This window comes from Micromonospora orduensis, from assembly GCF_006228125.1.
GTDB classification, from domain to species: Bacteria; Actinomycetota; Actinomycetes; order Mycobacteriales; family Micromonosporaceae; genus Micromonospora; species Micromonospora orduensis.
The window spans coordinates 1-10,187 of sequence record NZ_VDFY01000295.1 but is presented as its reverse complement, the minus strand read 5'-3'; the positions used below and the strand labels follow the sequence as shown (position 1 = coordinate 10,187).

Genomic DNA, 10,187 nt, shown 5'->3' with positions numbered 1-10,187 from the left:
TCGCAGACCCCGCCGCCCGTGGGCACCGCACGGGCGCGATGGCGCCCGGGGCCGCCCCGGCCGGCGCGGGAGCGAGCAGGACGGCGGACGTGGTGGCCGCCAGCAGCGCAGCTCTCATGAGCCCGACCCTAGTCAACAAGATCGCCCGGCGGGACCGGTTGGGCTCGTTGGCGCAGGTAGTCGTGCAGCGCGGCGCTCCCCCGCAGCCGGCGCAGGCTGCGCGCGTGCAGGTCCTGTTCACGGCGCGCCAGCTCGGCGCGGACCCGCTGGGCGCTGCCGGTGTTGCGCAGCTCCCCCAGCACCGCCTCGATGATCTCGAACGGGTACGCGCCCCGGCGCAGCAGCGCGACGACCTGCGCGGCGCGCAGCTCGGCCTCGTCGTACACCCGGTAGTTGGTGCCCGGCGCGCGGGTCGGGCGCAGCAGGTCGCGCGCCTCCCACAGCCGCAGCTGGGAGGTCCGGACCCCGACCAGGGCGGCGACCTCGCCGATCCGGACGCCCCGGCGGGGCGCCGGCCGGGCCGCCGGGGAAGCGGCCAACACGGTCTCGAACGCGCCGAGCACCCGGCGGATGTCGGCCCGCTCCCGGTCCAGTTCGGCGTGGCCGCCGTCGAGCGCCGCGAGCGCCGCCGGCAGGTCACCCCTGTGCACCGCCGCCATGATCTCCCGGGTACGACCCCAGCCGTGCCCCTCGGCGAGCCGCCGCGCCACGGTCAACGCCCGGGAGTGCTCGCTCGTGAAGATCCGGTAGCCGCTCGGGGTGCGCCGCGCCGGGGGCAGCACTCCCTGCTCGACGTAGTTGCGCACCTGCTGCACCGAGATCCCGACGGTGGCGGCCAGGTCCACGGCGCGCAGGCGGTCCTTCGGCCCGACGTCCACACCGGCAACCCTAGTGGTTGACACGTGATTTGAGACTTCTCAGGCCTTTCCGCATCGCCCTACGGCGGAAGCTTCACGAAAGTCTCTACAGGAGGATGAATGAGACAATTTAATCCGTCAAGTGCTCGGCGGGGGCCGCCCCGCCACGATCTCGTGAAGGGTTCGCATGTCGCAGCCAGCCTGGTCCGCCGCCGACAGCCACGACATGATCGAGGTACGCGGGGCGCGGGAGAACAACCTCGCCAACGTCTCGGTCGACATCCCCAAGCGCCGGTTGACCGTCTTCACCGGCGTCTCCGGCTCCGGCAAGTCGTCACTGGTCTTCGGCACCATCGCCGCCGAGTCCCAGCGCATGATCAACGAGACCTACAGCGCGTTCCTCCAGTCGTTCATGCCGAACCTCAACCGCCCGGACGTCGACTCGCTGCGCAACCTCAGCGCCGCCATCGTCGTCGACCAGGAACGGATGGGCGTCAACTCCCGCTCCACCGTCGGCACCGCCACCGACGCGTACGCCATGCTGCGGATCCTCTTCAGCCGGCTCGGCCAGCCGCAGATCGGCGGGGCTGGGGCGTTCAGCTTCAACCTCCCCGAGGGCATGTGCCCGACCTGTGAGGGGCTGGGCCGTGTGTCGGACCTGGACGTCAACGAGCTGGTCGACGTCGAGCGCTCCCTCAACGACGGCGCGATCACGGTGCCCAACTTCGCGGTCGACTCCTGGTACTGGCAGACGATCGTCGGCTCCGGCCTGTTCGACCCGGACGTCAAACTCCAGGACTACACCCCGCAGCAGTGGCAGGACTTCCTCCACAAACCCGCCACGAAGATCAAGGTGGGCAGCAACAACTGGACGTACGAGGGCTTGGCCGTCAAGGTCAAGCGGCTCCTTCTCTCCAAGGACCGCGAGTCGATGCAACCGCACATCCGTGCCTTCGTCGACCGGGCGGTCACGTTCACCACCTGCGCCGACTGCGACGGCACCCGCCTCAACGCGGCGGCCCTGTCCTCGCGGATCGCCGGGCGCACCATCGCCGACTGCTCCGCCATGCAGATCAGTGACCTGGCCGCGTTCGTCCGGGAGGTCGACGACCCGGAGGTGGCGCCGCTGATCGCCAACCTGCGGGACCTGCTCGACTCCCTCGTCGAGATCGGGCTGGGCTACCTCAGTCTGGACCGCGAGTCGGCCACCCTGTCCGGCGGCGAGGCGCAGCGGGTGAAGATGGTCCGGCACCTCGGGTCCAGCCTCTCCGACGTCACGTACGTCTTCGACGAACCCACGGTCGGCCTGCACCCGCACGACATCGCCCGGATGAACGACCTGCTGCTGCGGCTGCGCGACAAGGGCAACACCGTCCTGGTGGTCGAACACAAGCCGGAGACCATCGCCATCGCCGACCACGTGGTCGACCTCGGGCCCGGCGCCGGCACCAACGGCGGCCGGATCTGCTTCACCGGCGACGTGCCCGCGCTGCGCCGCTCCGACACGCTCACCGGCCGGCACCTCGACCACCGGGTGACCCTGCGCGCCGCCGTACGCCAGCCCACCGGGCAGCTCGCCATCCGGCACGCCGACCTGCACAACCTGCGCGACGTGGACGTCGACATCCCGCTCGGGGTGCTCACCGTCGTCACCGGCGTCGCCGGCTCCGGCAAGAGTTCCCTGATCCACGGGTCGCTGCGCCGCCGGTCCGGTGTGGTGATCGTCGACCAGTCCCCCATCCGCGGCTCGCGGCGCAGCAACCCGGCCACCTACACCGGGCTGCTCGACCCGATCCGCACCGCCTTCGCCAAGGCCAACGGCGTCAAGGCGGCGCTGTTCAGCGCCAACTCCGAGGGCGCCTGCCCGGCCTGCAAGGGCATCGGGCTCATCTACACCGACCTGGCGATGATGGCCGGCGTGGCGAGCGTCTGCGAACGGTGCGAGGGCCGCCGTTTCACCGACCAGGTGCTCACGTACACGCTGCGCGGCAGGAACATCAGCGAGGTGCTCGCCATGTCGGTCACCGAGGCGTACGACTTCTTCCCGCACGTCATCCTCCGCCGGCTCGTCGACGTCGGGTTGGGCTACCTCAGCCTCGGCCAACCGCTGACCACCCTGTCGGGCGGGGAACGGCAACGACTCAAACTCGCCATCCACCTCGGCGAGAAGACCAGCACGTACGTCCTCGACGAGCCCACCACAGGCCTGCACCTGGCCGACGTCGACCAACTCCTGGCCCTGCTCGACCGCATGGTCGACGCCGGCAACACGGTCATCGTCATCGAGCACCACCAGGCGGTCATGGCACACGCGGACTGGCTCATCGACCTCGGCCCCGGCGCGGGACACGACGGCGGGCGGGTCGTCTTCACCGGCACGCCTGCCGAGCTGGTCGCGCACGGAGGCACCCTCACCGCGACCCACCTGTGCGAGTACGTCAACGAGCCCGCGCGGATCAGCCAAGGCTGACGGCGCTGCGGTGGCGTCGGGCGGCAGGCGGACGGCGCGGGCGGCAGACAGGCGCCTGCCGTCCGCCGGCGGGTGTCAGGTGACGCGGCGGAGCCAGCGTCGCTGCCAGGGAGTCTCCACGGCCTTCGGGTGGTAGCCCGTGCGGACCCACGGCACCGCCCGCTCGGCTGGCAGGCCGTCGAGGATCGCCAGCGCAGCCAACGCCGTTCCCGTCCGGCCCACTCCACCCCGGCAGGCCACTTCGACGCGTTCGCCGCCGTGTGCCCGGCGCAGGGCCTCCCGCAGGGCGTCGAGCGCATCGGCCCGGTCCAGCGGAACCCAGAAGTCGGGCCACCGGATCCGCCGGTGCGCCCACGCCGGCTCCGGGCCGGGGGCCAACAACAGTGCGAAGTCGGCAGGCGAGGCCTCCGCCGCGATGCGGCGTCCGCGCACGCTCGCGCCACTCGGCAGTACGACGACACCCGACTGCCCGGACCAGGGCTGAACGACAGACACCCGAGCATTGTGCCGCGCCGGCCCGACGGCAGGTACGGACAGCGCCGCCCCCGGCCCGGGTGGGGCGGGGGCGGCGCTGGTGTCGGTGTGCAGGTCGCCTCTCGGCGAGTGGCGCGACGCGGCTCCAGCCGAACGGTGTTCCGCGACGGCAATATTAGGTGAGGCCCGGGGACACTGAGTCACACCGACACCGATCCACAACCCACCGGCCCCGCCCAATGTTCCCGCCTCCACACAGATCTTGGACAGTTCCCGTTCACGGCTGACGGAAACTGTCCAAGATCTCGACCGGACATGCCGATGGCCGGCACCCCTGTCGTTCCGGGGTGCCGGCCATCGAATGTGTGTGTGGGTCAGCTGTTCCAGTGCTGGGCCACGAGGTCGGTGGCCTGCTGCTCCCACTGGGCGTAGGCGTCCGGGTAGGCCGAGACCTGCACGGTCTGCGCGGCGTCGGTCAGCGGCATGTCCTGCCACCCGTCGACCTGCTTCAGACCCTTGAGGAACGCCGTCGTGGAGTACTCCGGGTCGGTGATCTGCTCCGGCGTGCCCCAACCACTGGACGGGCGCTGCTGGAACAGGCCCAACGAGTCGTGGTCGTTGCGGTCGCCGAGGTGGCCGAGGTTCTCCAGCTTCGACTCCTGCAGGCTCGTCGCGATCGAGATGACCGCCGCCCGCTCGGGCAGGCCGGCCTTCTTCGTCGCGGCGATGATCGCCTTGACATTCGCGGTCTGCTCACCGTTCAGGGTGATGTGCGACTGCTCGCCCTGCGGCTTCGGCGCGGCGGTCTGCACCGCGGCGGCGGTGGGCTTGGCGTCCACGACCGGGGTCGCGGCGTGGGCGGCGACCGGGCCGGCGAAGATGCCACCGGCGAAGGCCAGACCAGCAACGGACAGCACACTCTTGCGCATGATCGTGTTCATGGGGGTAGCTCCTTCGGGGGTAGGAAACACCCACACCAACCGGGGGATGGTGGCGTGGGTGTGAGCACCTCGTCCGGCGCTGCACAAAGTCTTGAAGGTTCGGCGGCCTGCGAGCCGGAGGGCTCACGGCGCCGGGTCTGTGTAACGACCCGGGGGCCGGGGTCATTCCGGGGGTGGCCCATCCGGCGGCACCCGCATTTCGGCGGTGCCTGGGGGTCGGTGTAACGACCGGCGGACCGGGGTCATTCCGGGGCCGGCGGCACCCGCAACGAGGTGGTGCCGGGGGGCTTCAACGAGCAGGCCAGGCCGGGCATTCCAACCCCGTGAGGGCCGGGCCGAATGGCCGTGGTCCTGCGATCGTCAGGGTGTGTAACGACCCCCGGCCGGCCATGATTCCGCCGCGCCGGTGCGACCGGTCACAGCCCACACGACCCCAGACCGGACAAACACCCCAGCCGGGGCACGGCGGGGCGTCACGGATCGTCCGTCTAGCGGTCGTTGGCGGGCCAGGAGCCGCTGCGGTAGAGAGTGCCGCGACCGCCCGGGTCGGGCACCCCGTTCGGCGAGCGCTGTTCGGGGGTGGTGGGTTCGGGGTTCCGTGCGGCGCGGCGGGCGCGAAGCACCCGGGATCCGACGAACCACGCGACGCCCGCCACACAGACCACGATGACCACGTTCTGGAGCGTGCCGACGTACCCCTCGACGAGGTGCCAGTTGTCGCCGAGCAGGTAGCCGGCGAGCACGAAGGTGGTGTTCCAGATCAGGCTGCCCAGCGTGGTGTAGAGCAGGAAGACCGGTACGGGCATCCGCTCCACCCCGGCCGGGATGGAGATCAGGCTCCGGAAGATCGGGATCATCCTGCCGAAGAAGACAGCCTTCACGCCGTGCCGCAGAAACCACGCCTCGGTCCGATCCACGTCGCTGAGCTTGATCAGCGGCAGCCGGGCCGCGATGGCGCGCATCCGGTCGCGGCCCAGTGACGCGCCGATCAGGTAGAGGGCCAGCGCGCCCACCACCGAGCCGAGCGTGGTCCAGAAGATCGCACCGAACAGGCTGATCCGACCCTGCGCGGCGACGAACCCGGCCAGCGGCAGGATCACCTCGCTCGGGATCGGGGGAAACAGGTTCTCCAGCGCCACCGCCAGGCCCGCGCCCGGGCCGCCGAGCCGTTCCACCAGGTCGCTGACGTAGCCGACGATGCCGCCCTGCGGCGGTTCCGCGGCGGCGGCAGGGGTTCCGGTGGCGAGCACGGCGTGCGACGTTCGAATCATGCCCACACGCTACGAAGCGATCCTGAGAGCCGACCGAGAGGCCACGCCGGCCGCAGGCACGGATGGCCGTACCCCGCTGCGGCTCGCGGCGGCGCAGCCACTGTGCGTACCCCTTGATGTCGCGGCCAACGCGCGGGCGCACGCCGACGCGGTCCGCGCGGCGAGTGCCCGGGTGGTGGTCTTTCCGGAGCTGTCGCTGACCGGGTACGAGTTGGACGCCCCTGTCGTGCCCACCGACGACCCACGGTTGGCGCCGCTGGTGCGCGCGTGCGCCGAGACGGGGGCGCTGGCGCTGGCGGGCGCGCCGGTCGCCGGTGACCACATCGGGGTGCTGGCCGTGACCGGTGATGGTGTGACTGTGGCGTACCGCAAGATGTGCCTGGGTGAGGCGGAGGCCCGCCGGTTCCGGCCGGGTGACACACCGGGTGTGCTCACTGTGGACGGATGGCGGCTGGGGCTTGCCGTCTGCAAGGACACCGGCGTCGCCGCCCACGCGCAGCGCACGGCCGCGCTCGGCGTCGACGTGTACGCGGCGGGGGTGCTGGAGTCGGCGTGCGACACCGCCGTGGTGGACCAGCGGGCGCACCGGATCGCCGTCACGCACCGGGTGTGGGTGGCGATGGCGAGCTTCGCCGGGTCGACAGGTGGCGGCTACACGGAGGCGGCGGGGCGTTCCGGCGTCTGGACGCCACAGGGCGAGGTGTGCGCACGGGCAGGTACGGCACCGGGAGAGCTGGTTCGAGTGAGCATCGACTGAGCCCGGTTAGGGTGGCGGGATGATCTCAGGACGGCTGGTGCAGCTGCGGCGATACCCGGTGAAGTCGCTGCTCGGCGAACGGATCCCGGCCGCCGAGGTCGGTGTGGCCGGCGTCGTGGGTGATCGTGCGCTGGCCCTGCTGGACCGGGCCAGCGGACGGGTCGCCAGCGCCAAGCAACCGCACCGCTGGCGCGACCTGCTCACCCTGCGGGCCACCGGCGGGACGCCCGACCCGATCCGGATCACCCTGCCCGACGGGCGGTACCTGTCGGCCGCGGACCCCACCGTCGACCAGGCGCTCAGCGCGGCGGTGGGCCACCCGGTGACAGTTGTCGACACCCTGCCGGACGGCGCCACCCTGCTGCGGTCCCACCCGGACGCGGTGCTCGCCGCCGGCCTGACCGACGAGGTACCGGCCGACGAGAGCCGCCTCGGGGCGGTGGTGCCCGGCACCTTCTTCGACTTCGCCCCGATCCACCTGGTCACCACCGCGACCCTGGACCGGATCACCGGGAGCCTGCCGCCCGGGGCCGGCACTGTCGAGCGTTACCGACCCAATCTGGTGCTCGACACGGAGACGGAGGCCTTCGCCGAGAACGGCTGGGTGGGCCGGGAGCTGCGTGTCGGCCCCGACCTGGTGCTCGCCGTGCTCGCTCCGACGCCGCGCTGCGCGGTGCCGACGCTCGCGCACGGGCCACTGCCCCGCGAGGCCGAGGCGCTGCGGGTGCCCGCCCGGCTCAACCGGGTCGAGCCGCTGCCCGGGATGGGCCCGCAGCCGTGCGTCGGCGCGTACGCCAGGGTGGTCCGCGCCGGTCGGGTGGCCGACGGCGACCGGGTTACGGTCGGCTCATGAGTGCAATTCCCTCCCGACTGTCGGTGGTCACCCTGGGCGTACGCGACATGGGCCTGCTGCGGTCGTTCTACCATGCGCTGGGCTGGCCAGAGCAGCCGTCGGGCGACGACGACTGGTCGGCGTTCCTGCTCGGTGGTGTGCTGCTCGCCCTCTCTCCGCTGCCGGAGCTGGCAGCCGAGGCGGCACCGGGCGTCGCCGATCCGGCCGGCGGTTGGTCCGGAGTGACGTTGGCCTGCAACGTCGACGACCGGGCTGACGTCGACACGGCCTTCGCCGCTGCCGTCGCGGCGGGGGCAACGGTGGTGGCGGAGCCGACGGACCGGCCCTGGGGTGGGCGCTCGGCGTACATCGCCGACCCGGAGGGCAACCGTTGGGAGATCGCCTGGGCGGGTACCGCGGTGTTCGACGAGCGCGGCTCGCTCGTGTCCTTCGGGTGAGCGTGCCGTGGTTGCTCTCGACCGGCCGGCTTGGAATGCTTCCCTCATGACCGTTTTCCCGCCGACCTTCGCCGAGGATGTCGTCGGCCAGCCGGCGCAGGCGCAGTTCGAGGCGTTCATCGACGAGCACCGCCTGGCGCTCGACGGTTACCTGGATGGGTTGACCGAGGAGCAGGCGCGCCGATCGTTGGTGCCGTCGCGGACCACGCTGCTGGGTCTGGTGAAGCACGCGACGTTCGTCGAGAAGGTCTGGTTCGACGAGGCTGTCACCTGTCGCTCGCGGGCCGAGATCGGCATCCCCGCGACGCCCGACGAGTCGTTCGTCCTCGACGACTCCGACACGATCGCCACGATCCAGCGGGCGCATCGTGAGGCGTGCGAGGCGTCCCGCCGCGCCACGGCGTCGCTCGGGCTGGACGACCTGCTCAGGGGTAACCGCCGTGGCCCGCTGCCGCTGCGCTGGGTGTATCTGCACGTGCTGCGCGAGCTGGCTCAGCACTGTGGGCACGCGGAGATCCTGCGCGAGCAGATCCTGAACGACTGACGGGTCGACTGATGCCCGAGCTGGTCGTGCCCACCGTCGGTCTGCACGGCGCCTGGCTCGACGCGCACGACGAGTGGGGTCCCGGCCTGCACGAGGATGGTTTCGGGTTACGGCCGTCCGACGAGGTGCGCTCGCCGGACGGGTTCGCGGCCTGGGTGCGACGGGTGAACGAGCAGGCGGATCCCGGGACGCTTCTCGCCGAGGGTCAGGTGCGGTGCACGCACCGGTGGATCGTCGAGGACGACCGTGTGCTCGGCGGGATCGCGTTGCGGCACGAGCTGAACGACGTCCTGCTGCGCGGCGCCGGCCACGTCGGGTACGGCATCCGGCCGTCCGCGCGACGGCGGGGGCTGGCGACCTGGGCGCTGGGCCGGATGCTCGGCGAGGCGCGGGCGATCGGCCTGGATCGGGTGCTGATCGTCTGCGCGGCGGACAATGTGGCGTCGGCGCGGACGATCGAGCGTCACGGCGGCGTCCTGGAGGACGTCCGGGACACCGAGCTGGGCCCGACCCGCCGGTACTGGGTCAGCCTCTAGGCCGGCACGCCGTTACTGGATCACCCTCTAGCCCATCCGCCGGTGTCGCCGAAGCGGTGCAGGGTCCAGCGGGCCGGTGGCCAGGCGCCGGTGTCGTGGTCGGTGGTCCATTCGGTGATCGAGGCCGGCGCGATGACCAGGTCGAACCCCCGGTGCAGCGGCTGGGCGGCGAGCGCGTGGAAGGCGACCTCGACGGTCGCGGTGTGACCGACGAGCACCACTGTGGAGCCCCGGTGCCGGTGGGCGATCTCCATGATCGCGCGGCTGATGCGGACGACCAGTTCGGCCCAGCTCTCGTTGCCGGTCTCGAACGGCCGGAACAGCCCTCCACCCACCGCGGCGTGCTCGGCCCGGAAGCGGGTGACCGGCAACCCGTCGGCGTACGGGGGCGTGTGCCAGGTGCACAGACCGCAGTCCGCCACGGCGCGCAGGCCGAACGCCGCGGCGATCGGTTGCGCGGTCTCGACGGTCCGGCGCAGCACGGACGAGTAGACCGCCACCGGCCGGTCGACGGCGTGGTCCTCGGCGAGCCGTCGGGCGAGCCGGTGTGCCTGGTCGTGGCCGAGCGCGGTCAGCCCGCGGCATCCGTGCGGTCCGCCCACGGTCCCGTCGACCTGGTGGACCGACTCGCCATGACGCACGAAGATCAACCGTGTCCGCATCGGCCCATCATGCCAGTGAGACCGGCGGATGGATCAGTCGTCCGTACGGTCGGTCGAGAAGGTGCTCGCCTGGCTGAGAAGTTCGTCGAGGTGAGCGGCCGTCCGCGCGGAGAGCCTGTCCCGGTCGACCAGCTCCGCGATGCGTTCGCGCAGGTCTGCGACGCGCTTGGCGCGGTCGCGGGACCGACGGTTGGCGTCGGCGAGGCCGTCGCGCAGATCCTCGGCGGTCCGGCGGTCGATCTCGCCGCGGGCCTGCGCCTCGGCGAGCGCCGCGGTGAACTCGTTGGTGACCTGGCGCAGGCTGACCGGCACCTGCTGACCGACTGTCGAGGGAGCGGCGCTGCTGGGGGCCGGGGACGGCGGCGTCGGTGACTGGGTGCTGGGT

Annotated in this window: 11 protein-coding genes and 1 pseudogene; 6 read left to right on the top strand and 6 right to left on the bottom strand. The window is 71.8% G+C overall.

Annotated features, from left to right (window positions below):
• Positions 1-128: 128 nt before the first annotated feature.
• Positions 129-878, bottom strand: coding sequence for a MerR family transcriptional regulator (locus FHG89_RS31360; RefSeq protein WP_139587999.1), 750 nt, complete (start codon positions 876-878; stop codon positions 129-131).
• A 166-nt stretch (positions 879-1,044) separates the two neighbouring features.
• Between FHG89_RS31360 and FHG89_RS31355 the strand changes: the two genes are divergently transcribed.
• On the top strand, positions 1,045-3,327 hold the full coding sequence (locus FHG89_RS31355) for an ATP-binding cassette domain-containing protein (protein ID WP_139587998.1): 2,283 nt from the start codon (positions 1,045-1,047) through the stop codon (positions 3,325-3,327).
• Between the two features lie 75 nt (positions 3,328-3,402).
• Here the strand turns inward: FHG89_RS31355 and FHG89_RS31350 are convergent, their stop codons facing one another.
• From FHG89_RS31350 to FHG89_RS31340, 3 genes are all read right to left on the bottom strand, one after another.
• Positions 3,403-3,822 (bottom strand): protein-tyrosine phosphatase family protein, encoded by a 420-nt coding sequence (locus FHG89_RS31350; RefSeq protein WP_139587997.1) that lies wholly within the window; start codon positions 3,820-3,822, stop codon positions 3,403-3,405.
• Positions 3,823-4,175: 353 nt separating this feature from the next.
• Positions 4,176-4,742 carry a hypothetical protein gene (locus tag FHG89_RS31345; RefSeq protein WP_139587996.1) on the bottom strand — a complete coding sequence of 189 codons (567 nt, stop codon included), beginning with the start codon at positions 4,740-4,742 and terminating at the stop codon, positions 4,176-4,178.
• Positions 4,743-5,230: 488 nt separating this feature from the next.
• Positions 5,231-6,013 carry a DedA family protein gene (locus FHG89_RS31340; protein WP_139587995.1) on the bottom strand — a complete coding sequence of 261 codons (783 nt, stop codon included), beginning with the start codon at positions 6,011-6,013 and terminating at the stop codon, positions 5,231-5,233.
• Here FHG89_RS31340 and FHG89_RS31335 point away from each other — a divergent pair.
• From FHG89_RS31335 to FHG89_RS31315, 5 genes are read left to right on the top strand one after another with little or no spacing between them, the layout of a single operon-like run.
• A complete protein-coding gene (locus FHG89_RS31335) occupies positions 6,012-6,770 on the top strand; it encodes a carbon-nitrogen hydrolase family protein (RefSeq protein WP_139587994.1) in 759 nt (252 codons plus the stop codon). The two genes, FHG89_RS31340 and FHG89_RS31335, sit on opposite strands and share 2 nt — an antisense overlap.
• Positions 6,771-6,789: 19 nt before the next feature.
• The gene (locus FHG89_RS31330) at positions 6,790-7,623 is read left to right on the top strand and encodes an MOSC domain-containing protein (RefSeq protein ID WP_139587993.1); all 834 of its coding nucleotides are present in this window, start codon (positions 6,790-6,792) and stop codon (positions 7,621-7,623) included.
• Positions 7,620-8,060, top strand: coding sequence for a VOC family protein (locus tag FHG89_RS31325; RefSeq protein ID WP_139587992.1), 441 nt, complete (start codon positions 7,620-7,622; stop codon positions 8,058-8,060). Before FHG89_RS31330 ends, FHG89_RS31325 begins: the two co-directional genes overlap by 4 nt.
• Positions 8,061-8,106: 46 nt before the next feature.
• A complete protein-coding gene (locus FHG89_RS31320) occupies positions 8,107-8,604 on the top strand; it encodes a DinB family protein (protein ID WP_139587991.1) in 498 nt (165 codons plus the stop codon).
• Between the two features lie 11 nt (positions 8,605-8,615).
• The gene (locus FHG89_RS31315) at positions 8,616-9,140 is read left to right on the top strand and encodes a GNAT family N-acetyltransferase (RefSeq protein WP_139587990.1); all 525 of its coding nucleotides are present in this window, start codon (positions 8,616-8,618) and stop codon (positions 9,138-9,140) included.
• 20 nt (positions 9,141-9,160) lie between these two features.
• On the opposite strand, the gene FHG89_RS31310 is transcribed toward FHG89_RS31315, so the two are convergent.
• Complete coding sequence (locus FHG89_RS31310) at positions 9,161-9,802, bottom strand: histidine phosphatase family protein (protein ID WP_139587989.1); 642 nt, start codon at positions 9,800-9,802, stop codon at positions 9,161-9,163.
• Between the two features lie 33 nt (positions 9,803-9,835).
• Positions 9,836-10,187 (bottom strand): annotated as a pseudogene (locus FHG89_RS33190) (serine/threonine-protein kinase); the annotation flags it as partial.